At 63.9% G+C, this 22,763-nt stretch carries 26 protein-coding genes; 15 read left to right on the top strand and 11 right to left on the bottom strand.

The annotated features are described in order from the left end of the window. Positions 1 to 8 precede the first annotated feature (8 nt). From flgE to flgB, 4 genes are read right to left on the bottom strand one after another with little or no spacing between them, the layout of a single operon-like run. Positions 9 to 1,412, bottom strand: coding sequence for a flagellar hook protein FlgE (flgE, locus tag ACG0Z6_RS07740; protein WP_394460130.1), 1,404 nt, complete (start codon positions 1,410 to 1,412; stop codon positions 9 to 11). Between the two features lie 47 nt (positions 1,413 to 1,459). Next, positions 1,460 to 2,113: a flagellar hook assembly protein FlgD gene (locus tag ACG0Z6_RS07735; RefSeq protein ID WP_394460128.1), complete on the bottom strand. Its 654-nt coding sequence runs from the start codon at positions 2,111 to 2,113 to the stop codon at positions 1,460 to 1,462. 25 nt (positions 2,114 to 2,138) lie between these two features. Then, the gene (gene flgC, locus ACG0Z6_RS07730) at positions 2,139 to 2,555 is read right to left on the bottom strand and encodes a flagellar basal body rod protein FlgC (protein WP_394460127.1); all 417 of its coding nucleotides are present in this window, start codon (positions 2,553 to 2,555) and stop codon (positions 2,139 to 2,141) included. A gap of 37 nt (positions 2,556 to 2,592) precedes the next feature. Continuing rightward, positions 2,593 to 3,015, bottom strand: a complete 423-nt coding sequence (gene flgB, locus ACG0Z6_RS07725) for a flagellar basal body rod protein FlgB (protein ID WP_394460125.1) — start codon at positions 3,013 to 3,015, stop codon at positions 2,593 to 2,595. A 142-nt stretch (positions 3,016 to 3,157) separates the two neighbouring features. Between flgB and flgA the strand changes: the two genes are divergently transcribed. From flgA to ACG0Z6_RS07710, 3 genes are all read left to right on the top strand, one after another. Next, complete coding sequence (gene flgA / locus ACG0Z6_RS07720; RefSeq protein WP_394460124.1) at positions 3,158 to 3,898, top strand: flagellar basal body P-ring formation chaperone FlgA; 741 nt, start codon at positions 3,158 to 3,160, stop codon at positions 3,896 to 3,898. Between the two features lie 103 nt (positions 3,899 to 4,001). Beyond that, positions 4,002 to 4,349 (top strand): flagellar biosynthesis anti-sigma factor FlgM, encoded by a 348-nt coding sequence (gene flgM, locus ACG0Z6_RS07715; protein WP_394460122.1) that lies wholly within the window; start codon positions 4,002 to 4,004, stop codon positions 4,347 to 4,349. A gap of 17 nt (positions 4,350 to 4,366) precedes the next feature. Next, on the top strand, positions 4,367 to 4,762 hold the full coding sequence (locus ACG0Z6_RS07710) for a hypothetical protein (RefSeq protein ID WP_394460120.1): 396 nt from the start codon (positions 4,367 to 4,369) through the stop codon (positions 4,760 to 4,762). A 52-nt stretch (positions 4,763 to 4,814) separates the two neighbouring features. Here ACG0Z6_RS07710 and ACG0Z6_RS07705 read toward each other — a convergent pair whose 3' ends face one another. Next, complete coding sequence (locus ACG0Z6_RS07705) at positions 4,815 to 5,246, bottom strand: DUF1841 family protein (RefSeq protein WP_394460118.1); 432 nt, start codon at positions 5,244 to 5,246, stop codon at positions 4,815 to 4,817. Positions 5,247 to 5,414: 168 nt separating this feature from the next. Between ACG0Z6_RS07705 and ACG0Z6_RS07700 the strand changes: the two genes are divergently transcribed. After that, entirely contained in the window at positions 5,415 to 6,149 is a 735-nt protein-coding gene (locus ACG0Z6_RS07700) for a response regulator (RefSeq protein ID WP_394460116.1), read from the top strand. A 36-nt stretch (positions 6,150 to 6,185) separates the two neighbouring features. Here the strand turns inward: ACG0Z6_RS07700 and ACG0Z6_RS07695 are convergent, their stop codons facing one another. The 3 genes from ACG0Z6_RS07695 to metG form a co-directional block, all read right to left on the bottom strand. Beyond that, positions 6,186 to 7,049, bottom strand: coding sequence for a segregation and condensation protein A (locus ACG0Z6_RS07695; protein ID WP_394460113.1), 864 nt, complete (start codon positions 7,047 to 7,049; stop codon positions 6,186 to 6,188). Positions 7,050 to 7,075: 26 nt separating this feature from the next. Next, the gene (locus tag ACG0Z6_RS07690; RefSeq protein WP_394460111.1) at positions 7,076 to 7,279 is read right to left on the bottom strand and encodes a DUF3460 family protein; all 204 of its coding nucleotides are present in this window, start codon (positions 7,277 to 7,279) and stop codon (positions 7,076 to 7,078) included. Positions 7,280 to 7,348: 69 nt separating this feature from the next. Then, on the bottom strand, positions 7,349 to 9,394 hold the full coding sequence (gene metG, locus ACG0Z6_RS07685; RefSeq protein WP_394460109.1) for a methionine--tRNA ligase: 2,046 nt from the start codon (positions 9,392 to 9,394) through the stop codon (positions 7,349 to 7,351). Between the two features lie 581 nt (positions 9,395 to 9,975). Here metG and minC point away from each other — a divergent pair. From minC to minE, 3 genes are all read left to right on the top strand, one after another. Next, entirely contained in the window at positions 9,976 to 10,746 is a 771-nt protein-coding gene (gene minC, locus ACG0Z6_RS07680) for a septum site-determining protein MinC (protein WP_394460981.1), read from the top strand. A gap of 67 nt (positions 10,747 to 10,813) precedes the next feature. Continuing rightward, positions 10,814 to 11,626, top strand: a complete 813-nt coding sequence (gene minD, locus ACG0Z6_RS07675; RefSeq protein WP_394460107.1) for a septum site-determining protein MinD — start codon at positions 10,814 to 10,816, stop codon at positions 11,624 to 11,626. Between the two features lie 17 nt (positions 11,627 to 11,643). Next, complete coding sequence (gene minE, locus ACG0Z6_RS07670) at positions 11,644 to 11,904, top strand: cell division topological specificity factor MinE (RefSeq protein WP_394460105.1); 261 nt, start codon at positions 11,644 to 11,646, stop codon at positions 11,902 to 11,904. 110 nt (positions 11,905 to 12,014) lie between these two features. Here the strand turns inward: minE and ACG0Z6_RS07665 are convergent, their stop codons facing one another. Then, a complete protein-coding gene (locus tag ACG0Z6_RS07665) occupies positions 12,015 to 12,275 on the bottom strand; it encodes a VF530 family protein (RefSeq protein WP_394460103.1) in 261 nt (86 codons plus the stop codon). Then, complete coding sequence (locus tag ACG0Z6_RS07660; RefSeq protein WP_394460101.1) at positions 12,272 to 12,862, bottom strand: lysophospholipid acyltransferase family protein; 591 nt, start codon at positions 12,860 to 12,862, stop codon at positions 12,272 to 12,274. The genes ACG0Z6_RS07665 and ACG0Z6_RS07660 overlap by 4 nt, the downstream gene beginning before the upstream one ends. A gap of 361 nt (positions 12,863 to 13,223) precedes the next feature. On the opposite strand from ACG0Z6_RS07660, the gene ACG0Z6_RS07655 reads away from it, so the two are divergent. The 4 genes from ACG0Z6_RS07655 to ACG0Z6_RS07640 all read left to right on the top strand — a co-directional run bounded on the left by ACG0Z6_RS07655 (position 13,224) and on the right by ACG0Z6_RS07640 (position 15,270). Continuing rightward, positions 13,224 to 13,370, top strand: a complete 147-nt coding sequence (locus ACG0Z6_RS07655) for a hypothetical protein (protein WP_394460100.1) — start codon at positions 13,224 to 13,226, stop codon at positions 13,368 to 13,370. After that, entirely contained in the window at positions 13,367 to 13,876 is a 510-nt protein-coding gene (locus tag ACG0Z6_RS07650; protein ID WP_394460098.1) for a YgjP-like metallopeptidase domain-containing protein, read from the top strand. The genes ACG0Z6_RS07655 and ACG0Z6_RS07650 overlap by 4 nt, the downstream gene beginning before the upstream one ends. Before the next feature lie 110 nt (positions 13,877 to 13,986). Next, positions 13,987 to 14,952, top strand: a complete 966-nt coding sequence (locus ACG0Z6_RS07645; RefSeq protein ID WP_394460096.1) for a tRNA dihydrouridine synthase — start codon at positions 13,987 to 13,989, stop codon at positions 14,950 to 14,952. An 87-nt stretch (positions 14,953 to 15,039) separates the two neighbouring features. Beyond that, positions 15,040 to 15,270, top strand: a complete 231-nt coding sequence (locus tag ACG0Z6_RS07640) for a hypothetical protein (protein ID WP_394460094.1) — start codon at positions 15,040 to 15,042, stop codon at positions 15,268 to 15,270. Positions 15,271 to 15,288: 18 nt separating this feature from the next. Here the strand turns inward: ACG0Z6_RS07640 and ACG0Z6_RS07635 are convergent, their stop codons facing one another. Continuing rightward, positions 15,289 to 15,834 carry an acyl-CoA thioesterase gene (locus tag ACG0Z6_RS07635; RefSeq protein ID WP_394460092.1) on the bottom strand — a complete coding sequence of 182 codons (546 nt, stop codon included), beginning with the start codon at positions 15,832 to 15,834 and terminating at the stop codon, positions 15,289 to 15,291. Between the two features lie 174 nt (positions 15,835 to 16,008). Between ACG0Z6_RS07635 and ACG0Z6_RS07630 the strand changes: the two genes are divergently transcribed. The 4 genes from ACG0Z6_RS07630 (at position 16,009) to ACG0Z6_RS07615 (ending at position 22,697) form a co-directional block, all read left to right on the top strand. Beyond that, positions 16,009 to 16,668, top strand: coding sequence for a response regulator (locus ACG0Z6_RS07630; protein WP_394460091.1), 660 nt, complete (start codon positions 16,009 to 16,011; stop codon positions 16,666 to 16,668). Between the two features lie 32 nt (positions 16,669 to 16,700). After that, positions 16,701 to 18,041 carry an ATP-binding protein gene (locus ACG0Z6_RS07625; protein WP_394460089.1) on the top strand — a complete coding sequence of 447 codons (1,341 nt, stop codon included), beginning with the start codon at positions 16,701 to 16,703 and terminating at the stop codon, positions 18,039 to 18,041. A gap of 31 nt (positions 18,042 to 18,072) precedes the next feature. Then, on the top strand, positions 18,073 to 19,587 hold the full coding sequence (locus ACG0Z6_RS07620; RefSeq protein ID WP_394460087.1) for a DegQ family serine endoprotease: 1,515 nt from the start codon (positions 18,073 to 18,075) through the stop codon (positions 19,585 to 19,587). Positions 19,588 to 20,045: 458 nt separating this feature from the next. Further along, a complete protein-coding gene (locus ACG0Z6_RS07615; protein ID WP_394460086.1) occupies positions 20,046 to 22,697 on the top strand; it encodes a TonB-dependent receptor plug domain-containing protein in 2,652 nt (883 codons plus the stop codon). The last annotated feature ends 66 nt before the right edge of the window (positions 22,698 to 22,763 follow it).

Genomic DNA, 22,763 nt, shown 5'->3' with positions numbered 1-22,763 from the left:
TGGCGCTATCAGCGCAGGTTCACCAGGGTTTGCAGCACCTGGTCCTGGGTCTTGATGGTCTGGGCATTGGCTTGGTAGACGCGCTGTGCGGTGACCATATTCACCAGCTCGGAGGTCAGGTCCACGTTCGAGTCCTCCAGCGAGCCCGATTGCAGCTTGCCCATATTGCCCTCGCCAGGCCCGCCGACGATGGGGTCGCCCGAGGTGTTGGTGCGCGCCCAGATGTTGCCACCCAAGGGTTGCAGTCCTTGTGGGTTGCGGAAGGTGGCCAGCTCCAGCTGCCCAGCGGGTTTGGATTCGCCGTTGGAGTAGCGCGCCGTCACGACCCCCGAGCTCTCAATCTTGATGCCCACCAGCTGACCCGGCGCATAGCCGTCTTGCTTGAGGTTGGTCACGCCAAAGCTGGAGCCGTTTTCCGTGGCGCTGCGCAGGTCCAGCGTGATGCCTTTGACGGTGGGGTCGCTGGAGTCGGCTGGTGGCGCAGGAATGGGCAGGGTAGGGGCACCGGCGGCGTTGACGCTGCCGGGAATTTTCAGATTCAAGAAATCATTCGGCCCCGGGAAGTTGGGCCGCCCACCGCTGACTGGGAACAGCATGGTGGTGTAGGGCTGCTGGGGGTTGTTGGGGTCCAGCGGGGTGATGTCATTGCCCTGGGCGTCGTACTCCAGCGGCTTGCCGTTGGCGGTGACGAACACGCGGTACTGCGTTTGTGGCTGGCCGTTGGCGTCGGGCAGGGTTTCGTTGGTGCGCTGGAAGTAGACCGTCAACGCGATGGGTTGCCCCTTGGCGTCGTAGATGGTCATGGAGGTGGCGTTGTTGTAGGTCTTGGGGTCGTTGAGCGTCATGCCCGGCTGGTCCACCTTGCTGGGCGGTACGGTGGCGTTGTCCAGCACATAGGGCGCTGTGGGCTTGGCGCGGGAGTCCAGGTTGAACTCCATGTTCAGCGTGCTGCTTTGCTTGGGTTCAATGCCGCCAGTGGGCAGGCGCAGGGGCTGGGCCAGGCCGGGTTGAATCACGCCGGTGACATCGGCCGGGTAGCCCAACAGACGCAGCGCATCGTTGTTGACGATGTAGCCGTCGCGGTCCACCTTGAACTGGCCGTTGCGGGTATAGACCACGGGGTTGGCACCGTCAGTCACCTGAAAAAAGCCCGCGCCGTTGATGGCCAGGTCCATGGGGTTTTCGGTGATGCTGATATTGCCCTGGGTGAACTGCTGGGCCACCGCCGCGATGCGCACGCCAATGCCCACAGGGTTGCTGCCAGCCCCATTGAGCGCAGTGGCGTAGACATCGGAGAACTCCGCCCGCGAGCTTTTGGCGCCGTAGGTGCTGGAGTTGGCGATGTTGTTGCCAATCACCTCCAGGCTTTTGCTGGAGGCGTTGAGTCCGGAGAGACCTTGTTGAAAGCTCATGTCGAGTCCTTACAAATCGCCTGGTCAGGCGGCTGAAATGGGGGAGGTCAGTTGACGGCGTAAATCTTGGTGTAGTCGACGCTGCCGAGGTTTTTGAGCTGCAGCTGCAAGCCCGTGCCGGAGGTGTTGAGCGCCGAGACGGTGTCGCGCGCCAGCTCGGTGGCGTCGACCTTGGTGCTGCCGCTGGTGGCGGTGACGCGGAATTGCAGCCCGCTCAGGCCCGCAGCTTTTTGGGCATCCCAGGTGATGGACTGGCGCCCCGCGCCGCTGGCGCCTACATCGATGGAGTCCAGCACGCCGCCGCTGCTGGTGAGCACTTCGACCTTCACCTTGTCGGCCTTGCTGGCGAGATCGAACTGCAGCTGCGCCTGGCCGTCTTTGACCACCACGGCATTGCTGGCCACCGTCACATCGCGGCCCACCAAAGCTACGTTTTGCAGCGCCTGCATTTGGCTCATCTGCGTGGTGAGGGTCTGGATGCTGGTGTTGAGCGTGCCCACGCCGGTGACGGTCTGGATCTGCGCCAGCTGCGTCGTCACCTGTGCGTTGTCCATGGGGTTGAGCGGGTCCTGGTTCTTCATCTGCGCCATGAGCAGCTTGAGAAAGCGGTCCTGCGTGTCTGCCGCGCCTTGCTGCAGCTTGGCGCCCGAGCTGGCGGACGCGGCACTGCTTTGCGTGGCGTTGATGGTGGAGTAGTCCATGATGTGTGGGCCTCAGGTGTGCGAGTCAGGATTGACCCAGTTGCAGCGTTTTGAGCAGCAGCGACTTGGCCGTACCCATCACTTCCAGGTTGTTTTGGTAGGAGCGCGAGGCGCTGATCATGTTGACCATCTCCTCGACCGAGCTCACATTGCTGTAGGTCACATAGCCCTCAGCGTCGGCCTGCGGGTGGCGCGGGTCGTGCACGCGCCGTGCCGGGGTTTGGTCTTCGCGAACCCCAGCCACGCGCACGCCTGAGGCGGTGATGTCGTCTTTGGCACCCATGAGCTGGGTTTGAAACACCACCTGCCGCGCCTTGTAGGGCTGGCCATCGGGGCCGGCCACGGTGTCGACGTTGGCCAGGTTGGAGGCCACCACGTTGAGGCGCTGGCTTTGCGCGCTGACGGCGCTGCCAGAGATGTTAAAGATTCTGAACATGGACATGGAGGGCTCCTTAGGCGCTCAAGCGCTGGGCAGTGCATCAGGGCGAGTTGGGCGACTTCATCGCGTCCAGCGTGGTGCGCACGCTGCCGTTCAAAAAGCGCAGCGTGGCTTCATATTTCACGGTGTTGTCCGCAAAACTGGCGCGCTCCCTATCCATGTCCACGCCATTGCTGTCGAGATTGGTTTGAGCACTGCGTGACCACAGCAAGCCTTCTTCGCTGCGTGCGCTACCCAGTGGAAACTCAGGCGCCATGTGCGCGCTTTGCGTGGTGGCCAGGGCACCTGCGGTGGGCAGCTGCCCGGTGGCTTCGCGCAGAGCACGCGAGAAGTCCATGTCGCGGGCTTGGTAGCCGGGCGTGTCGGCGTTGGCAATATTGCTGGCCAGCAGCCGCTGGCGCTCAGCGCGCAGCGTTAGCGCCTGGGCTTGAAAGTTCAGCGCATCGGTGAGGCGGTTGATCATGCTGGGCTCCACCTGCTCGCAAACCATGGGCAGGTGACGGCATTGTGGGAAGGCAGTCGTCCAAACATGAGGGGAATAAACATGGGCTTTGCCGTGCAATTCCCGCGGCTGCTGCATGTCCGGGCCGCCTACATTGGCAGCCATGTCAGACCGTCGCACCCCCCGCCCACAGCACCGCAGCACGTTTGCGGCGTTGCGTCGTGGGCTGCTGGCTGCTGGCTTGGCTGCCCTCAGTGGCGCTCATGCGCAAGACAACACGCCCCAAGCCTGGCAACAGCAGTTGCAGCAGCTGGCACAAAGCTCGGCGCAGCAGGGGCTGCCTGCCTCGGCACGCCTGGCTGTGGAAATTGGCGCGCTAGACCCCCGCCTGCAACTGGCGCCCTGCCAGCAGGTGGAGCCCTTTATGCCGCCGGGCCTGCGCATGTGGGGCCGCACCCGCATCGGGCTGCGCTGCTTGCAGGGCCCCAAGCGCTGGAGCGTGACGCTGCCGCTGCAGGTGCGCGTGTGGGCTCAGGCCTGGGTGGCTGCCCAGCCTCTGCCCATGGGCACGGCGCTGACTCAAGACATGCTGAAGCTGGCCGAAGTCGATATTGCAGACGGGACCAGCAACGCAATTGCCGCAGCCACCGTGCCCTTGGGGCGTGTGCTGCAGCGTCCTTTGGCGCAGGGCGAAGCCTTGCGTCAGGATGATCTCAAACGCCTGCAGTGGTTCGCCACGGGTGAGCGTGTCAATGTGCGCACCCAAGGCCCCGGATTCACCGTGGACACCGAGGGGCAGGCGCTGGGTCCGGGCTTGGATGGGCAAGATGTGCGGGTGCGCACTGACGCAGGGCGCGTGGTGCAAGGCCGTGCTGTAGGGCAAAGATTGGTGGAGATGCCATGACCGCTCGTCGTCTCGAAAAATACTTCTCAAGTTCAGCGCTCACACGCCGAAATACCGAACAATGCGAGGCGGGCCTCTGCCGGAGGCCCCTTGGAGAGAAGCCATGAAAATCGGTCACAACCCTGAACTGCAAGCCTACAAGCAGGCCACCGCGGAGCGCACCACACAGGGCGCCCAAGGTAAGTCTGCCGCCCCAGCCGGGGCCAAGGCCGCTGAAGGAACTCAAAGCGCGCAAGTGGCGCTATCGCCCCAGGCCTCGGAGCTGTTGGCGGGCGGGCGCGACGAGTCCTCCTTTGATGCCGAGAAGGTCAAGCGCATATCGCAAGCGATTGCAGATGGAAAATTCACGGTCAACGCCGAGGCCATTGCCGACAAGCTACTTGCCAATGTGCAAGAGATGCTGGCAAGGTCGGGCTCTGGCTCGACAACTTCGTCGGGTCAATCTCACTGATTTGAGGTGAGGCCCCCATGTCTGTCTCCAAGGACCCGTTCGACCTGCTGACGCAGGAGCTGGAAAAGCCCCTGGTCGAGGTGGAGAGCTGCCTTAGCCAGCTCGGGGAAGCGCTGCTGCGCCGCGACTCTCAAGCCATTGAAGCGCACGCCGCGGCGCTGCACCTGGCGCTGGCGCATGCCATCGACCGTTTCACCACCGCTGCGCGCAGCGGCGAAGTGCCACCGGGTCTGCGCAACCGTTTGATGCAAGCCGGTGGCCATGTGGCGGCACAGCGGGAGTCTCTGGCCCGCGCCACTGCTGCGCTGGACCGGGCCATTGACGTGCTCATGCCCGATACCCAGGCTGGGCTTTACTCGGCCCAAGGCAAGGCAGAGCGTAAAAACTCTTTGGGCAACTCCATCCAAGCTTGAACGCCATGCGCAGCAAAAAGGCGGCCCCAGAGGCCGCCTTTTTGCTTTGCGCTCAGCGCGTGGCGCGCTGGCGCAGCCGGTCCAAGTAGGCGTGCCCATCGGGCGGCAGGCCGCTGCGCTGCGACTCCCACAACATCTCCCCCAGGCATTCCATGGCCACATGGTGAGCTTCGTGCTGGGAGGAGAGCTTGGCCGCCAACAAGTCCAGCGCCTGACGCACGCCGCGCGGTTGGTCGATCTGGTGCTGCTCGGTCAGGCTCAGGTGCATGCCGATATGCAAAAACGGGTTGCTGCGTCCGTCTTCGACTTGGTAGACCGCGCCCACCGCCGCCTCTTCATCGGCCAACTCAGCGTGGTACTCGGGGTGCGCCTCAATCCAAGTCGCTGCCAGGGCTTCCATGGGGGTCAGGGGCAGGGCGTCGCGCCACTTGCGGTAGGTGCCGCAAAAGAAACGGCGCACGTCAATTTGAGAGGGGGCAAACATGGCGGTATTGTCGCTGCAGACCGCGCAAGACAGGGCCGTTCGCCCACCCTTTGGGGGCGTATTCAGAGGCGTGGGCCGCGCTCTATGATTGACCGCAGTACGCGCGTGGGTATGTGCCGCTTGCCGTCATCATCTCCCGCCAATTGCAAACAAGTGATAGGAGTCCCCATGAGGGTGTTGCTGGTTGACGATCATCCGCTGATTTTGGCGGCCTTGCGGTCGCTGATTCAGAGCCTGGAGTCCAGCGTGGAAGTGCTGGGGGTCGAAACCGCCGATCACGCACGTCAAGTGCTGGCCGAACAGGCCGCGTTCGATCTGGTGCTGCTGGACTTGCAGCTGGGCGACGCCAATGGATTTGATGTTCTGACCGAATTGCGCCAGAAATACCCCGACATGCCCGTGGTGGTGATTTCTGCCTCAGACCGCGCCAGCGATGTCATTCGCGCCATCGACCAAGGCGCCATGGGCTTTGTGCCCAAGCGCACCAGCAACGAGGTGCTGGCTCAGGCGCTGCGCTTGGTGATGTCTGGCGGCATTTACGTGCCGCCCATGTCGCTCAGCAGCGAAGACCCACCACCGGCCTATGCAGGTGCCTCGGTGGTGGCGCGCGGCATTGCGTCGGTGCAGGCCCTGGCCTCGCAAAGCCCGCATCAAGTCATGCCCGGGCTCGAAGGCCTGCAGCTCACCCCGCGCCAGACCGATGTGCTGGCCCGCTTGCTGCAGGGCAAGTCCAACAAGGCCATTGCACGCGACCTCAATGTCTCGGTGGAAACCGTCAAGGACCATGTGGCCGCAGTGCTCAAAGTGCTGGGTGTGAACTCGCGCACGCAGGCTGTGCTGGCTGTGGGGCAGATGGCGCAGCAGCGCCAAGCCAGCGGTGTCTTGAGTGCGATGGTGCGCTAAAACCCACCAAGCGGGGCCGCAAGCCCTGCCTCGGCTTCAAGCGGGTGTGTAGGCCAGCCGCACGTAGATCGGCGCAAAGGCCTCGGCTTGGGTGATCTCCACCAAGCGTTCGCGAGCCAGCTCCAGCATGGCAATAAAGCTCACCACCAGCACCTGCGGACCGCGGTCGAGCTCAAACAAGTCTTCGAACTCCACATAGCGCTGGCCCTGCAGGCGTCGCAGCAGGTGGCTCATGTACTCGCGCACCGAGAGCTGCTCGCGCGAGATTTTGTGGTGCTGCTTGAGTTGGGCCCGGCGCATCATGTCGGCCCAGACCGCGCGCAGATCGTCTGCACTGACCTCGGGCAGGCGCGGCGTGAGCGACTGTTCAATGTGAATTTGCGCGCGCAAAAAATCGCGCCCCAGCACCGGCAGCTCATCCAAGCGCCGCGCCGCAAGCTTGATTTTTTCGTACTCCAAAAGCCGCCGCACGAGTTCGGCGCGCGGGTCTTCGGGCTCGCTGTTGGGGTCCGCCTTCTTGGGCGGCAGCAGCATGCGCGATTTGATTTCGATGAGCATGGCCGCCATGAGCAGGTACTCGCTGGCCAGCTCCAAGTTGTGGCGGCGGATTTGCTCGACGTAGCTCAGGTACTGCTGCGTCACCTCGGCCAGGGGAATGTCCAGAATGTTGAAGTTCTGGCGCCGGATGAGGTAGAGCAGCAAATCCAGCGGGCCCTGGAAGGCCTCGAGAAAGACCTCCAGCGCGTCGGGCGGGATGTAGAGGTCCTGGGGCAGCTTGAAGAGCGGCTCGCCATAGAGCCGCGCCACAGCCACTCCGTCGACGACCTCGGGCAAGTCGCTGGCCTCGCTTTGCGGCAAAGCCAGCTCTTGGGGGGCGCCGGGCGTGAGCTCTGTGCTCATGGGCTGTGTGGCGCCGGGCAATCGCCTCAGCCTACCTTGTTCTGGTAGACATAGGGTTGCTGGGCCACGCGGGCGGTGCGGAACTCCGCTTGCGCCTGGCGGTCCACCGGCTTGTCCCACAGCAGCGCGCGCCCTTCGCGCTGCTCTTGCTCCAGCGTCGGGCGCTGGGCTTTGAGCTGCTCGATGAACTGCGTGACATCAGACTGATAGGGTTTCCAGAACAAAGGCATGGTCGTGGCGGCGCGGCGGCTGCGTGTGGTTGGGTTTGGGGCGATTTTACGTGTGGGCCTGTGGTGGCTTTAGCGCACGCGCATGCCCGGTTGGGCGCCAGGGAAGGGTTCCAGCACAAATATGCCCGGGTGCGCGCTTTCATCGGCGTGGCTGGCGGCCAGCACCATGCCTTCGCTCAGCCCGAACTTCATCTTGCGCGGAGCCAGATTGGCCACCATGACGGTGAGCTTGCCTTCGAGCTGTTCGGGCTTGTAGGCGCTCTTGATGCCGCTGAAGACGTTGCGCAGGCGGCCTTCGCCCACATCCAGTGTCAGGCGCAGCAGCTTGTCAGAGCCTTCGACATGCTCGGCCTTGACGATTTTAGCCACGCGCAGGTCCACCTTGGCGAAGTCGTCGATCTTGATCTCCGGCGCCAGCTCTTCACCACCGGGCACCACCTTGGGCGGTGCGGGCGGCTCGAACAGGGCCTCCAGCAGCTGCGGGTCCACGCGCTGCATCAGGTGCTCGTAAGTGCCGATTTGGTGCGCGCCCAGGGCGTTTTGAGCGTCAGAGAACTGCAGGGGCGCCACCTTCAAGAAGGTCTCGACCTTGCCTACCAAGGCTGGCAGCACGGGCTTGAGGTAGATGGACAGCACGCGGAAGGCTTCGATGCACACGCTGCAGGTCTGCTGCAGGCGCTGCCCCTGACCTTCCAGCTTGGCCAACTCCCAGGGCTTGTTCTGGTCCACGTACTCGTTCACGCGGTCGGCCAGCAGCATGATTTCGCGCAGGGCCTTGCCGAATTCGCGCCCGTCGTAGAGCTCGGCCAGTGGCGCAGCTGCGGCACGCAGCGCCGTCAAGAGCGCCTCGCCATCGCTGCCCAGCTCAGCGGCCAGTCGGCCTTCAAAGCGCTTGCTCAGAAAACCCGCGGCGCGGCTGGCGATGTTGATGTACTTGCCCACCAAGTCTGAGTTCACCCGGGCCACAAAGTCCTCGGGGTTGAAGTCCAGGTCTTCCACGCGGTTGTTGAGTTTGGCCGCCAGGTAGTAGCGCAGCCACTCGGGGTTCATGCCCAGCTGCAGGTATTTGAGCGGGTCCAGGCCGGTGCCGCGGCTCTTGCTCATCTTCTCGCCGCCGTTGACGGTCAGGAAGCCGTGCACATAGACGCGGTCGGGCGTTTTGCGGCCGCTGAAGTGCAGCATGGCCGGCCAGAACAGGGTGTGGAAATAGGTGATGTCTTTGCCGATGAAGTGGATTTGCTCCACGGTCGGGTCGGCCAGGAAGGCGTCGAAGTCGCGGCCGGTCTTGGCAAAGTAGTTTTTGAGCGAGGCCAGGTAGCCCACGGGCGCATCCAGCCAGACGTAGAAGTACTTGCCCGGCGCATCAGGAATTTCGATGCCAAAGTAGGGCGCATCGCGGCTGATGTCCCAGTCGCCCAGGCCGCCGTTGCCTTCCTCGTCCTTGGTAAACCACTCTTTGATCTTGTTCAGCACCTCGGGCTGCAGCCGTCCGCTGCTGTGCGTCCACTGCTGCAGGAACTCAATGCAACGCGGGTCTGAGAGCCTGAAGAAATAGTGCTCCGAGCTTTTGAGCACGGGCGTGGCGCCGCTCAGCACGGAGAAGGGGTTTTTCAGCTCGGTGGGGGTGTAGACCGCACCGCAGGACTCGCAGGAGTCACCGTACTGGTCTTTGGCGCCGCACTTGGGGCACTCGCCCTTGATGAAACGGTCGGGCAGGAACATCGCCTTTTGGGGGTCGAAGAACTGCTCGATGGTGCGCACCTCAATCAAACCCTGCTCGCGCAGCGCCACGTAGATGGCTTTGGAGAGCTCGTGGTTTTCGGCGCCGTCGGTGGAGTGCCAGTTGTCAAAGCGGATGTGAAAGCCGTCGAGGTACTGCTGGCGCCCGGCGGCGATGTCGGCCACAAACTGCTGCGGTGTTTTGCCGGCTTTTTCAGCCGCAATCATGATGGGCGCGCCGTGGGCATCGTCAGCACAGACGAAATGAACTTCGTGGCCCTGCATGCGCTGGTAGCGCACCCAGATGTCGGCCTGCGTGTACTCCATCATGTGGCCAATGTGGAAGTTGGCGTTGGCGTAGGGCAGGGCAGTGGTAACGAAGAGCTTGCGTGTCATGGCGGGTGCTGAGGCTGGTGGCCCCGGGGAAATCGAATTCGGGGCGAAGGGGCGGATTTTAGTTGCTGTTGCACTGCACCGAGCTGCCTCATCGCGCAGACGGCTGCGGGCCTCAAAGGTAAGAAATGGGGTCAAAGATAGGCGTTGTTCTTCAAGTGCATCCTCACCAATGACGCTAAGTGGCTGATTTGGAAGGGCTGGGGAAGCTGTCCACTGCATCTGTGGATAACTTTGTGGGAAACCATGCTGGCAAGCCCCCAAACCCGCTTGGATAGGGGCATTGCCTTAAGCTGCTTCATTTCTGGGCAGCACTTCTTCGTCTATATAAATCAACCACTTAGAGAGATTTCGGGTTTTCCTTCAGCTGCGATGCAGCAGCGAGACCGGAGGAGGGTCGGTGGCGCTGCAATGGGGATAAGTCAAGACATGCGACCCCGTGGACATCGTCTAAAACGAGGATCTGGCGGGAAAAACCCGCGCAATTTGCGCTCTGAGCAACGCAGAGCAAGCCCGAGCAGATGTGGCAGATGCGCCCGCTAAAATCTGAAACATTCTTCCAACACAGAGCTTTGCTCATGCCCATGTCCGGCAAGCCCGCGCCACGCGCCCAAGATTCCTTTGACTTCAAAAGCGCGTCGCTGAGTCTGCTGTCCTTGGTGCTCAAGCAGCAAGAATCCGAGTCCTGGGGGCCGGCGCTGGAGGCCACCCTGGCGGCCACGCCCGATGCTTTCCATCATGACCCGGTGCTGATCGATTTTTCTCAGCTCCCCAGCGCTCCGCGTGATGTCAGCCGTGTTGACCTGCAAGCCTTGCTGCAGCTGCTCAGGCGCTACCGCCTGCAGCCCGTGGGCGTGCAAGGCGGCACGGCCGCGGAGCTGCAAGCTGCCCTGGATTTGGGGCTGGCGGATTCGCTGGATGCGGCCGCCCCGCAGCGCGCCAACACCGCTGAGCCCGTGCGCGAGGTGGTGCGTGAAGTGGTGCGCGAGGTCGTGGTGGAGCGCGAAGTGCCCGCCGCCGCCAACACAGTGATTGTTGACAAGCCTCTGCGCTCGGGCCAGCAGGTCTATGCCAAGGGGGCGGATCTGGTGCTGCTCGCGGCGGTGAACAACGGCGCGGAGGTGATTGCTGACGGCAGCATCCATGTCTACGCGCCCTTGCGCGGCAAGGCCATTGCAGGGGCTCGCGGTTACACAGGTGCGCGGATTTTTGCCACCTGCTTGGAGGCGGAGTTGCTGTCGATTGCCGGCATCTACCGCACCTCGGAACACCCATTGCCAGCGGCAGTGGCGGGTAAGGCGGCTCAGGTGCGTCTGGACGGCGAAAAGCTGGTCATGGAAGCCCTGGGACTTTGAAAGTATTGGCACGCGACCCGCGCGTGCCCGATGAAACGCAAATTCAGACTCAGAAAGGAACGCATCGATGACCAAGATTGTCGTGGTGACATCGGGCAAGGGCGGTGTGGGCAAGACCACCACCAGCGCCAGCTTTGCAACCGGTTTGGCCCTGCGCGGCTACAAAACCTGCGTGATCGACTTCGACGTGGGCCTGCGCAATCTTGATCTGATCATGGGCGTGGAGCGCCGCGTGGTGTATGACCTCATCAACGTCATCAACGATGAGATCAAGCTCAGCCAGGCGCTGATCAAAGACAAGCAGCTCGACAAGCTCTACATCCTGGCCGCTTCGCAGACGCGCGACAAGGACGCCCTCAAGCAAGAGGGTGTGGAGCGCGTGCTCATCGAGCTCAAGGAAATGGGCTTTGACTACATCATCTGCGACAGCCCCGCAGGCATTGAGACCGGCGCGCTCATGGCCATGCACTACGCCGACGAGGCGCTGGTGGTGACCAACCCCGAGGTGTCTTCGGTGCGCGATTCCGACCGCATCCTGGGCATGCTCAACAGCAAGACGCGGCGCGCCATCGACGGGCTCGATCCGGTGAAGGAACACCTGCTCATCACGCGTTACAACCCCAATCGGGTTGAGGGCGGACAAATGCTGTCGTTGGAGGACATCCACGATATCCTGCGCACACCGCTCATCGGCGTCATTCCCGAGAGTGAATCCGTGCTGCAGGCTTCCAACCAGGGCGTGCCCGCCATCCACATGAAGGGCAGCGACGTGGCCGAGGCCTATGCCGATGTGGTGGCGCGCTTTTTGGGGGAGGAAAAACCCATGCGTTTCATCGAGGCTGAAAAGCCTGGCTTCTTCAAGCGGCTGTTCGGCCGCTGAGCCTGGAGGGAGTGAACATGGGATTCCTGTCCTTCTTTTTGGGTGAGAAGAAGAAAACCGCCAGCGTGGCCAAGGAGCGGCTGCAGCTGATTCTTGCCCACGAGCGTACCGGGCGCAGTGCCAGCCCCGACTACCTGCCCCAGCTGCAGCGCGAGCTGGTGGCGGTGATCTCCAAGTACGTGACGATCAACCCGGACGACATCAAGGTGCACATGGAGCGCCAAGACAACCTGGAAGTGCTGGAAGTCAAGATCGAGCTTCCCGAGCCCCAGCGCTGAGTTCATGCCCTCTGGGGCCGGCCGCAGCGGCCTAGTGATCTAACGACGCCGCTGCCTTCGTGCGCAAGCAACAGCCCAAGGAGGGGCTGATGAAAAACTTGCCGACGAGGTCAAGTGGCTTTCCTGGACTGACGGTCGCGCTGCTGGCGTTTCATGTAGAGGTACAGGCTCTCCACCTTGGCGCGGGCCCAGGGGGTCTTGCGCAGGAACTTCAGGCTGGAGGCCACGCTGGGGTCGCTCTGAAAGCAGCGAATGGCGATGCGCTGCCCCAGCTCAGCCCAACCGAAGTAGGCCACCAGGGCGGTCACGATGGCTTCCAGCGTCATGCCGTGCAGCGGGTCCTGGCGAGGACTATGGGGCGGGGGGCTCATTGGTGGTCGAACTGATCGTGGTGCTTGCCCTTGAAGGGGGCATAAAAGCGCTTGATCTCGGCCATGTCGGCCTCGATGTCGCCGCTGGGCTGGAACACCGGCCCTAGGCCGCTGCGCTTGTGCGCATAGTCCATATAGGCCAGCACGATGGGCACCTTGGCTTCGTGCGCGATCCAGTAAAAGCCTGTTTTCCAGTAGCGGGTCTTGCTGCGGGTGCCCTCCGGCGGCACGATCAGTTGCACCGACCCATCTGTCGCCCGCAAGGCCGCGGCCGAGGCCGCCACCAGATTGGTAGATTGCTCGCGGTTGACCGCAATGCCTCCCAGCCAGCGCATCACCGGACCAAAAGGCCAGCGGAAGATCTGTTGCTTGCCCAGCCAATAGATGTTCAGTCGCAGCGCAAAGGCCACCATCAGGGTGTACGGAAGATCCCAGTTGCTGGTGTGCGGAGCGGCGATCAGCACGCACTTGGGGTGATCGGCCGGCAGCGCGCCCTCCACCGTCCAGCCGTTCAGCCTGAGAAACAGGCGTGAAAAGGCGCGCAGGGCGCTGTTCACAAGTGGTGTGCTGAAGATGGTGCGATGCATGGGAGGGTCTGACGGGCAAAGCGTGCGATTGTCGATTGTCCCAGGCCCGCGACCGGCGCCGCCAGCGGTGCTGCCACTATTTTTAGCAGGCTCAGGATAGTGGCGTGAAATCAAGCACTTGCCGCGGCCGTCTGCAGGCTGTGCACGGACTTGTCCACAGCAGCTGGGGATGAGTGAGGGTGCGCCGCGACGATGCCCCCGCTCGTTCATGGCTCTGGCCGGAGCTTCAATCCGCCTGCTGGGCCCAGGCCCGTGGCGTCTGTCCCGCAGAGGTCGGGGCAGTGGTCATCCATGCTGGCATGATGCCGGCTTTTCTTGCCTGTCCGCCGCTGTGGGGTTAAGACTTGCGCTCGGAACTGCCATGAACTCGGTCCAAACTCTTGCCGCTTCGGCTCGCCACCATCTGCTTCGCACCTTTGTCACCGGTTTACTGATGGTTCTGCCGCTGGTGGCTACTCTGGTGTTGCTGGGCAGGGTGGTGGGCACGGTGCACGACCTGATCCCATGACGCCCTCCTTCAAATACCTGGCGGGTTATCCGTCTGCCTTGCTGGCCCAGGTTCAGGGGCTGATCGAGGCCGGACGCCTGGAGGCCTACCTGGCCGAGCGCTATCCCCAGGGGCACGAGGTGCGCAGCGACAAGGCGCTGTTTGACTACACCCAGGCACTCAAGCAACGCCATCTGCGCAATGCTGAGCCGCTGGCGCGTGTGAGTTACGACGCCAAGCTCAAAGTGGTTCAACATGCTCTGGGCACCCACACCCGTGCCACCACGGTTCATGGCAGTCGGCTCAAGACGCGGCGTGAGATCCGCGTGGCCACGCTCTTCAAGGAGGCCCCAGCCGACTTCCTGCGCATGATCGTGGTCCATGAGCTGGCTCATCTGCGCGAGCTGGATCACAACAAGGCCTTCTACCAGTTGTGCCACCACATGGAGCCCGCCTATGCCCAGCTCGAATTCGACCTGCGGCTGTGGCTCACGCTGCGGGAGCTGCCCGGGGCGCCGTCGAGCTGAGTCTGTTCATCGCCGCTGGCGCCATCTGGCCTTCGTGTGGGCCTGCCCCAAGTCGCAGGCGGGCTTGGGCTATGCTCTCGCCCCTTGTCGGCTCAGGACTGCCTATTCCCATGATTCTGCTGGCGCCCATGGAGGGGCTGCTGGACCACATGCTGCGCGACACCCTCACCCGGGTGGGCGGTGTGCAGCGCTGTGTGTCGGAGTTCATTCGCATCACCGATCAGTTGCTGCCCCAGCGCGTGTTCACGCGCGTGGTGCCTGAGCTGCGCACGGGCAGCCGCACGGCTGCAGGCGTGCCTGTGCGTCCGCAGCTGCTGGGCTCTGACCCCGCTTGCCTGGCTGACAACGCTGCGCGCCTGGCGGGCCTGAATCCCGAGGGCATAGACCTGAACTTTGGCTGCCCCGCCAAAACCGTCAACCGCCACCGCGGCGGTGCCGTGCTGCTGGACGAGCCTGAGCTGCTGGCCCATATCGTGCAGGCCGTGCGCCGGGCTGTGCCTGCGCACATTCCTGTCTCGGCCAAGATGCGTCTGGGCAACGAGGACCACGGCCGCATGCTGGAGTGTGCTCAGGCCTTGACCCAGTCAGGCGCTTGTGAGCTGGTGGTGCATGGGCGCACCAAGCGCCAGGGCTACCAGCCGCCGGCGTATTGGGACCGCATTGCCCGGGTGCGCGAGGCGGTGGCCGTGCCTGTGGTGGCCAATGGCGAAATCTGGAGCGTGGAGGACGCCTTGCGCTGCCGCGCGGAATCGGGTTGTGACGCGTTCATGCTGGGCCGCGGCATGGTGGCTAACCCCGGGCTCGCGCTGGCCGTGCACGCCGCACTGCATGGCGGCAGCGCCAAAGCACTGGGCTGGGCCGAGGTGCTGGTGCTCATGCAAGGCTTTTGGGCCCAGGTGCGCAGCAAGGTGGCTGCGCGCCACCAGGCCGGTCGGCTCAAACAGTGGCTGAACTACCTGCGCCGCCATTACGCCGAGGCACAGGCGCTCTACCATCACATTCGCACCATCAACGCTCCGGCGGAGCTGGAGTTGCAGGTGTTCGGGGCCCTGCCGGTGAGCACAACTGCAGCCTAAAACCAGCGTTGATTGGCGTCACAGCGGCGGCCGCGCCGCGCTACTGTGTGCGCACAGGCCCCGTGTGTTTGGGGCAGGAGCAAGTCCATGGACAAGGCTTCACAGCAGACTTCCGCAGCTCAGGCTCTGGGCTTTGAGCTGCGTTTTGAGTCGCTCTTTCAAAGCGGTCGCAGCCTGACCTTTCCCTGTGATTCACAGGGCCAAGTAGAGCTCGATGGGCTGAGCGAGCGAGCGCGGGAAAACTACCTTTTTGCCCGTGCCGTGGTGGGCCGGGAATACGCACAGCCCACGGTGCTGCGCAACGCGGCACCGAGCTGACGGCCGCCTGCAGCGGCTTCAGGACGCGATTTGCATGTACTCCACCTCCGAGGACATGCGGTAGTTGCCCGGCGGCAGCGCGTCGAGTTGAGCCATCAGCTCCTTGTGCTGCTGCTCCATCTCGTACTTCAGGCGACGGCGGATTTGCGCCTCTTCGTGGCGGCGCCACTGCTCCAGCGTCACGGGCACCAGGCGCGGCACCTGCACGGGGCGCCCACATGGGTCCACCGCCACCATGGTGAAGTAGGAGCTGTTGCAGTGGTGCTGGGTGCGTGAGCAAATCTCCTCGGCCACCACCTTCATGCCCACCTCCATGGAGGACTGCCCGGTGTAATTCACCGAGGCCATGAAAGTCACCAGCTCACCCACCCGCACCGGGCGTCGAAACGACACGCGGTCCACCGAGGCTGTCACCACATAGCAGCTGGCGTAGCGCGCTGCGCAGGAGTAGGCCACCTGGTCCATGAGCCGCAGTATTGCGCCGCCGTGGACGTTGCCAGCGAAGTTAGCCATGTCCGGGGTCATCAACACCGTCATGTGGAGCTGGAGGTCTTCTTGAGCCATGGCGCACTCCTGAAAGTTTTGGGGCAAGTCTTGCCAATGCCTGGCAGTGGATTGTGTTGTGGGCGGTCCTGCACTGCCACAGTGCCTGGGCGCGCGGCTGTCAACTATTGCCGCACAGCGCAACGGACTGCAGCAGTGAAGGGAGTGCCTGCGCATTCGCCCAAAATGCAGCCCATGCGACTGCTATTGGTAGAAGACGACGCCATGATTGGCGAGCCGCTGCAGGACTTGCTGCGGGGTGAGGGCTATGCCGTGGACTGGGTGCGTGAGGGTTTGGCCGCGCAGGCAGCGCTGCGCGCGCATGACTACGACTTGGTGCTCCTTGACTTGGGTTTGCCGGGCTGCGACGGCATGGCGGTGCTGCGCCAGCTGCGCGCGCGCCAGCAGCGTGTGCCGGTGCTCATCGCCACAGCGCGCGATGCCTTGGCCGACCGCGTGGCGGGCCTGGACGCGGGGGCGGACGACTATGTGCTCAAGCCCTTTGAGCTGGATGAGTTGCTGGCACGGCTGCGTGCTTTGCTGCGGCGCTCCGCCGGGCGGGCTGAGCCGGTGTACGAGCACCTGGGCGTGCGCATCAACCCCGCCACGCGTGAGTGCAGTGCGCAGGGCAAGCCGGTGACTTTGTCGGCGCGCGAGTGGGCGGTGCTGGAGCCGCTGCTGGCACGCCCGGGCGTGGTGCTGTCGCGCCAGCAGCTGGAGGAAAAGCTCTATGGCTGGAACGACGAAATCTCAAGCAACGCCGTGGAGGTCTACATCCACGGCCTGCGTAAAAAACTGGGGGCTGATTTGATCCAGAACGTGCGCGGTGTGGGCTACCGGGTGGCGGTGCAATGAGGCGGCAGGGGAGCTCGCTACGCAGCCGCTTGATGCTGTTTCTGGCCCTGGCCATGGGCCTGGCAGCGGTCATCCAAGGGGCCAGCGCCTACCGCACCGCGCTGGCTGAAGCCGATGACATCTTCGACTACCAAATGCAGCAGGTGGCGCTGACGCTGCGTGCGGCTATGGGCGAGGGCGCGCCCCTGCCGCTGGGCGACGAGCAAAGCCTGGACTTGATCGTGCAGGTCTGGGGGCTGGATGGCACGCCGCTCTACCGCACGGCTGGGCCCGCCTGGCTGCCGCAGCGCGCGGTGCTGGGCTTTTCTACCGTGCAGCTGCAGGGCAAGCGCTACCGTGTGCTGGCTGTGCTGGGGCGCTCGCAACTGGTGCAGGTGGCGCAGGACTTGGCCGTGCGCCAGCGCATGGCCACGCAGCTGGCCTGGCGCACGGTGGCCCCCATTGCGCTGATGTTGCCGCTGCTCATCGCCCTGGTGTGGTGGGTGCTGGGGCGCTCGCTCGCGCCCGTGGCGCGTGTGCAGGCCGAACTGGCCCAGCGCCACCCCGGCGCGCTGGAGCCCGTCAATGCCACCGAGCTGCCCACCGAGGTGCAGCCCCTGGTGCGCGAGTTCAACCAGCTGCTGGCACGCCTGCAGCAAGCCTTTGATGCGCAGCAGCAGTTTGTGGCGGACGCCGCGCACGAGCTGCGCTCCCCCCTGGCGGCGCTGAAGCTGCAGCTCGAAGCCCTGCGCCGTGCGGCTGATGCCACCAGCCAGGCTGCAGCGCAAGACCGGCTGGGGCAGGGCATAGACCGCGCCGCGCGCTTGGTGGAGCAGTTGCTGGCGCTGGCGCGCCAAGACAGCGCTGCCCTGGGCAGCCCCCAAACACTGGCGCTTGACGCACTGTGCCGCGAGGCGGTGGTGGAAGCCAGCACCCTGGCGCAGCACAGGGGCCTGGACTTGGGGCTGGGCCGCTGTGACGCCCTGAGCGTGGCAGGCCAACCCCAGGCGCTGCGCATGCTGTTGCGCAATGTGCTGGACAACGCCATCAAATACGGTCGCCAACGCGCCGACCTCAGCCTCGTGGCCGAGGGTGGCGAGGCCTTGCTGGTGCTGGAAGACGATGGCCCAGGCATTGCCGAGGCCGAGCGCGAGCGCGTGTTTGACCGCTTCTACCGCGCCCCCGCTCAGGCTCAGCAAGCCAGCGGCAGCGGGCTGGGGCTGGCCATTGCGCAGCGTGTGGCGCAGGCGCACGGCGGCAGCCTGGCGCTGCGTCACAGCACGGCGCTGGGAGGTTTGCGCCTGGAGCTGCGTCTGCCTTTGTTGAACACCGCCCAAGGGGCGGCGCCTTCAGATTCCCCTAAGTCGACGCGCGCAGACTCTGCCACGTCGTGAGCAACGACCCGAGCAATTGGAGCAACTCACCATGGAGAAGGTGGAAAAGATGATTCCTGCACGTAAAGTGGTTTGGGCCCTGGCCACAGCTGGGGTGTTGGGTGCCGCCGGCGGTGCCCTGGCCATGAAGGCCACGGCCATCAAAACGCAATCCGATGCGCCCGTCGCCGCTCAAGCCGCGCTGGTCCCTGCGCCCAGCAAGCCCGCTCCCAGCGCTCCAGCCACCCCCACGACCAACCCCGGCGTGGCACTGCCAGACTTCGCCAGCATCGCCGCCAGCCAAGGCGTGGCGGTGGTGAACATCAGCGTGACGGGCTCGATGCGCCAGCGTGGCGGCCCGCAGCTCGACCCGGACGATCCCTTCTACGAGTTCTTCCGCCGTTTTGGCCCGCCGCAAGGTCCGCAGCGCGAGGCCCCCACGCGCGGCCAGGGCTCGGGCTTTATCGTCAGTGCCGACGGCGTGATTCTCACCAATGCGCACGTGGTGCAAGACGCCAAGGAAGTGGTGGTCAAACTCACCGACCGGCGCGAGTACAAGGCCAAGGTGCTGGGTGCGGACAAGCGCACCGATGTGGCCGTGATCAAGATCGAAGCCAAGGGCTTGCCCACCGTGCGCTTTGGCAGCACCGACGCGCTGCGCGTGGGCGAGTGGGTGCTGGCCATTGGCTCGCCGCTGGGCTTTGAGAACAGCGTCAGCGCCGGTGTGGTCAGCGCCAAAGGCCGCTCGCTGGCGCAAGAAAACCGCGTGCAATTCATCCAGACCGATGTGGCCATCAACCCCGGCAACTCCGGTGGCCCGCTGTTCAACGCGCGCGGCGAGGTGGTGGGCATCAACTCGCAAATCGTGAGCATGTCTGGCGGCTACCAGGGCTTGTCCTTCGCCATTCCCATCGAGGTGGCGCAGCGTATTCGCCAGCAAATCGAGAAGCACGGCAAGGTGCAGCACGCCAAGCTGGGTGTGTTGGTGCAAGAGGTGAACCAAAGCTTTGCCGATTCCTTCAAGCTCGAGCGCCCCGAAGGCGCGCTGGTGGTGAATGTGGAGGACGACGGCCCCGCCGCCAAGGCCGGCGTGCGCTCAGGCGATGTGATCTTGAAGCTCAAGGGCGAAGCCATCTCCAGCAGCGCCGATCTGCCGCGCCTGGTGGACCTCTACGCCCCGGGCGAGCGCGTGACGCTGGAAGTCTGGCGCAATGGCAAGCGCGAGACGCTGACGGCCACGCTGGGTGATGCCAATGCCCGTGAGGCCAAGGCCGAGGGCGAGCGTGACGCCAGCCAGCAAGGCCGCCTGGGTCTGGCGCTGCGCCCCTTGCAGCCGGAAGAGCGCCGCCAGCTTGGCAATGTGCGCGAAGGCCTGCTGATCGAGGAGGCCGGCGGCCCGGCCGAAGCTGCTGGTGTGCGCCCTGGTGATGTGCTGCTGGCGGTGAACAACACCCCGGTGAACAGCCTCGAGCAGGTGCGCAAGCTCGTGGGTGAGGCGCAAAAGTCTGTGGCCCTGCTCATCCAGCGCGGGCGCGACAAGATCTTCATTCCTGTGCGCCTGAACTGAGGGTCTGGCTGCGACTTGAAGTCCCCCAATGGCAGCGCAGAAAGTGGCAACTGGTTTGGCGACATCTGGCCCTACACGCCCTTGGGGGGCTTGGAGTATTCAGGTTAACCCGCGGCATTTCGACTGTTTGTCTTGGTGAGTGCTGTAGAGAGATCTGTCTAAAACCACTCATTCGGGTGGTAACTTGAAAAATGTTGTCTCAAGTGAGGCGAATTTTGGGAGTTTTTTCATTTTGAGCTGATCGATGCCTTGAGCATATGGCCCGCGGCAAGGGGCGCTCAGCGCCTAGCCGCGCCCAGAACCTGTGTGCGCAGAACTGCCCCCTTGGTGGGGCGTCGTCAAGCAGGCCTACCCTCGCTCAACTGTCATCGATCGCCGTGAAAAGTTATCCAATCTCTTCTGATGGGGCGCCCCGTTTGCGTCCACTTTGTTTGGCTCTGCTCCTGGCAGGCGCCACCTTGACTGCTCAGGCCCAAAGCGAACAGCAACTGGGGCAAAACCCTCAAACCGGCAAACTCCAGCTGCTGGACAAGGTGGTGGTGACGGGTTCGCACCTGCGCAGCCTTGTGGGCGAGCAAGGGGCGCAGCCTGTCCTGACGCTGACGCGCCAGGATATTGAGCGCTCCGGTGCCACCACCTTGGCTGATCTGGCCACTTTGGTGCCGCAGCTGGGCGTTGGTTCTGCGGGCGTCAACAACGGCAACTCCAGCGGCAGCACGCCTGATGGGCGCCAACTCTTTGACTTGCGGGGTTTTGGCAGTGCCAACACCCTGGTGCTGGTGGACGGGCGGCGCCTGCCGCGCAGTGGCCAGCGCAGCGGTGGTGAGGGCTACGAAAGCACGGGCATTCCGCTGTCGGCCATCGAGCGTGTGGAGATTTTGCTCAGCGGCGGCAGCGCCGTGTATGGCGCTGATGCGGTCGGAGGGGTCATCAACCTCATCACGCGCAAGTCCTACAGCGGCACTGAGCTGGAGGCAGCCTATGACAACACCTTCAACAAAGACGCCTCCAACGGCCGCATCAGCTTGGCGCATGGCATGCGCCAGGGCGCTTTCAGCTTGCGTGCCATGGGGACATACGAAGACCAAAACGCCTTGGCGCGGCGTGACCGTGGCTGGCTGCGCTCCGACGACCGGCGGGAATTCGGCGGCGCCAACGGCCTAACCCGAACGCTGCCGGTGGGTGGGCGCGTGCGTTCCACCAACGGGCGCAATCTGCCTGGCCTAAATACCTCGGTGGCCTACATTCCTGCCAACTCCACAGGGCAAAACCTCACGGTGGCTGACTACGCTGGCGCCGCCGCCACGCCTCAGTACGACCGTGGTCAGACGCTCAATGCCATCAACGACGCGCGCCGCAGCAGCATGTCGCTGGACGCCACTTGGCAACATGGCCCGGGCCTGGAGCTGTATGGCAGCTTTGCTGCTCGCTGGGTGGAGAACTCGGCGCCCACCGACCCCATCACTGTGACTTCGTTGCGCCTGCCGGCCAACTACCCGGGCAACCCCTTCAAGACCACGGTGATCGTGGACAAGTATTTCTGGGAGCTGGGTCAGCCCGAACGCCTCTACCGCTACCGCACCCGCGACGCCGTGGTGGGCGCTCGTGGTGAGTTGTCGCACGAATGGGTTTACGACCTGCAACTGGCCCAGGCCTACAGCCGTTCCACCATCAACTCCAGCTTGGCGCGTCTGGACAGCACGGCGCTGTCCAAAGAATTTGCAGCCACGCCGCCGCTGCTGGTGCTCAACGACAGCTGGCGCGGTGCGGCAGTGAATACCCCGGGGCGCTTGGAGGCTTTGGTCACTGAAGGCCAGCCCTATGACGACTCCCAGCGCAGCACCACGATGCAAGCCAGTGCCAACGGGCCGCTGTGGAAACTGGGCTCGGACAGCATCAATCTCGCGGTGGGCCTGGAGCGTCGGCGTGAGACCGTGAGCTACACCAATTTGTTCTCCTTCACCGAAGCCTTGCTGCCTGAAGAGCCGCGCACCATCACCTCGGCCTATGCCGAGGTGTCTGTGCCGCTGGTGTCGCCCAAGGTGGGGAACTCGATGTCACTGCTGCATGCATTGACCCTGACCGGCGCTGTGCGCCACGACCGCTATAGCGATTTTGGTCAGGCCACCAAGCCGGCGCTGAGCCTTTTGGCTCAGCCTGTGCGCTGGATCTCGCTGCGCGCCAGTCACTCCAGTGCTTACAAGGTTCCTGAACTCATCGACCTGCGCCAGGGCGCCTTTACTGATCCTGTGGCATTGCCGCCCAGCAGCGACTTGCTGGACCCTTATCGCAACAATGAAGCGGTGACGGCTTTGGTTGGCACCACCAAGGGCAACCCCGCTCTCAAGCCAGAGACTTCACGCCACCAGAATTTCGGGCTGGTGCTGGAGTCACCCTGGACCGCGCTCAAGGGCTTGTCGCTGTCCATGGATTACTGGAAGTCGCGTGTGGAAGATCAAGTGGCGTCGCTGTCTGACCAAGAGCGGCTGTATTTCTTCCCGGAGCAATTTACTCGCGCTGCGCTGACAGCGGCCGATGTGGCGGATGGTTACAAGGTTGGCGCGATCACAGCGGTGGACCGCTTGCCGGTGAACATCGCCTACTTCCGTACTGCTGGGCTCGACACAAGGCTGCGTTACCGCGTTCGCAGCAGCTGGGGTGAGTGGGACGCCCAGTTGGGCCTGACCCAGACTCGCGTGTACGAGCGTGTCCCGTTTGCCGGTGCTGCCCCTAGCAGCAACGTCACCACGGCCACACGTCCAGACCGTGCGACGGCGTCGGTGAGTTGGCAGCGTGCGGGCCTGGGTAGCAACCTCACCATGCTCTGGCAGGGCAGCTACAAGGTCAACGCAACCCTGGCCGAGACCTATCGGCCCACCCGGCAGTTCAACGCCGCACTGTGGTACGACTTTGGTCGAGGCACGCTGCACACGCCTGATGGGGCCTTGGCGCGGGGCCTGGGCAATAGCCGCATCACCTTGGGTCTGATCAACTTCACCAACGAAAGGCCGCAGGTGCTGCTCCCCTCCAACAGCTCGGCCTTGGGTGTCAGCGGTGCTGTCGATCCGCGTCTGGCGCGCTACACCCTGACTTGGAAAGCAGCCTTCTGATCTGCCACTGGGTGGCGTGAGCCGCCCAGGTGTGGCATCCCTTCGGGCCGGAGTCCAGCAGACCCG

It is taken from the genome of Roseateles rivi (assembly GCF_043555845.1).
Lineage (GTDB): Bacteria > Pseudomonadota > Gammaproteobacteria > Burkholderiales > Burkholderiaceae_C > Roseateles > Roseateles rivi.
Note: the sequence above shows the minus strand (reverse complement) of the source record. Positions and strands in the feature narration are given on the sequence as shown.

What these genes read in the sequence shown, in the direction of transcription:
- flgE (WP_394460130.1), bottom strand. Translation starts at nt 1,412, where the DNA reads ATGAGCTTTCAACAAGGTCTCTCCGGACTCAACGCCTCCAGCAAAAGC.
- ACG0Z6_RS07735 (WP_394460128.1), bottom strand. Translation starts at nt 2,113, where the DNA reads ATGGACTACTCCACCATCAACGCCACGCAAAGCAGTGCCGCGTCCGCC.
- flgC (WP_394460127.1), bottom strand. Translation starts at nt 2,555, where the DNA reads ATGTCCATGTTCAGAATCTTTAACATCTCTGGCAGCGCCGTCAGCGCG.
- flgB (WP_394460125.1), bottom strand. Translation starts at nt 3,015, where the DNA reads ATGATCAACCGCCTCACCGATGCGCTGAACTTTCAAGCCCAGGCGCTA.
- flgA (WP_394460124.1), top strand. Translation starts at nt 3,158, where the DNA reads ATGTCAGACCGTCGCACCCCCCGCCCACAGCACCGCAGCACGTTTGCG.
- flgM (WP_394460122.1), top strand. Translation starts at nt 4,002, where the DNA reads ATGAAAATCGGTCACAACCCTGAACTGCAAGCCTACAAGCAGGCCACC.
- ACG0Z6_RS07710 (WP_394460120.1), top strand. Translation starts at nt 4,367, where the DNA reads ATGTCTGTCTCCAAGGACCCGTTCGACCTGCTGACGCAGGAGCTGGAA.
- ACG0Z6_RS07705 (WP_394460118.1), bottom strand. Translation starts at nt 5,246, where the DNA reads ATGTTTGCCCCCTCTCAAATTGACGTGCGCCGTTTCTTTTGCGGCACC.
- ACG0Z6_RS07700 (WP_394460116.1), top strand. Translation starts at nt 5,415, where the DNA reads ATGAGGGTGTTGCTGGTTGACGATCATCCGCTGATTTTGGCGGCCTTG.
- ACG0Z6_RS07695 (WP_394460113.1), bottom strand. Translation starts at nt 7,049, where the DNA reads ATGAGCACAGAGCTCACGCCCGGCGCCCCCCAAGAGCTGGCTTTGCCG.
- ACG0Z6_RS07690 (WP_394460111.1), bottom strand. Translation starts at nt 7,279, where the DNA reads ATGCCTTTGTTCTGGAAACCCTATCAGTCTGATGTCACGCAGTTCATC.
- metG (WP_394460109.1), bottom strand. Translation starts at nt 9,394, where the DNA reads ATGACACGCAAGCTCTTCGTTACCACTGCCCTGCCCTACGCCAACGCC.
- minC (WP_394460981.1), top strand. Translation starts at nt 9,976, where the DNA reads ATGTCCGGCAAGCCCGCGCCACGCGCCCAAGATTCCTTTGACTTCAAA.
- minD (WP_394460107.1), top strand. Translation starts at nt 10,814, where the DNA reads ATGACCAAGATTGTCGTGGTGACATCGGGCAAGGGCGGTGTGGGCAAG.
- minE (WP_394460105.1), top strand. Translation starts at nt 11,644, where the DNA reads ATGGGATTCCTGTCCTTCTTTTTGGGTGAGAAGAAGAAAACCGCCAGC.
- ACG0Z6_RS07665 (WP_394460103.1), bottom strand. Translation starts at nt 12,275, where the DNA reads ATGAGCCCCCCGCCCCATAGTCCTCGCCAGGACCCGCTGCACGGCATG.
- ACG0Z6_RS07660 (WP_394460101.1), bottom strand. Translation starts at nt 12,862, where the DNA reads ATGCATCGCACCATCTTCAGCACACCACTTGTGAACAGCGCCCTGCGC.
- ACG0Z6_RS07655 (WP_394460100.1), top strand. Translation starts at nt 13,224, where the DNA reads ATGAACTCGGTCCAAACTCTTGCCGCTTCGGCTCGCCACCATCTGCTT.
- ACG0Z6_RS07650 (WP_394460098.1), top strand. Translation starts at nt 13,367, where the DNA reads ATGACGCCCTCCTTCAAATACCTGGCGGGTTATCCGTCTGCCTTGCTG.
- ACG0Z6_RS07645 (WP_394460096.1), top strand. Translation starts at nt 13,987, where the DNA reads ATGATTCTGCTGGCGCCCATGGAGGGGCTGCTGGACCACATGCTGCGC.
- ACG0Z6_RS07640 (WP_394460094.1), top strand. Translation starts at nt 15,040, where the DNA reads ATGGACAAGGCTTCACAGCAGACTTCCGCAGCTCAGGCTCTGGGCTTT.
- ACG0Z6_RS07635 (WP_394460092.1), bottom strand. Translation starts at nt 15,834, where the DNA reads ATGGCTCAAGAAGACCTCCAGCTCCACATGACGGTGTTGATGACCCCG.
- ACG0Z6_RS07630 (WP_394460091.1), top strand. Translation starts at nt 16,009, where the DNA reads ATGCGACTGCTATTGGTAGAAGACGACGCCATGATTGGCGAGCCGCTG.
- ACG0Z6_RS07625 (WP_394460089.1), top strand. Translation starts at nt 16,701, where the DNA reads ATGCTGTTTCTGGCCCTGGCCATGGGCCTGGCAGCGGTCATCCAAGGG.
- ACG0Z6_RS07620 (WP_394460087.1), top strand. Translation starts at nt 18,073, where the DNA reads ATGGAGAAGGTGGAAAAGATGATTCCTGCACGTAAAGTGGTTTGGGCC.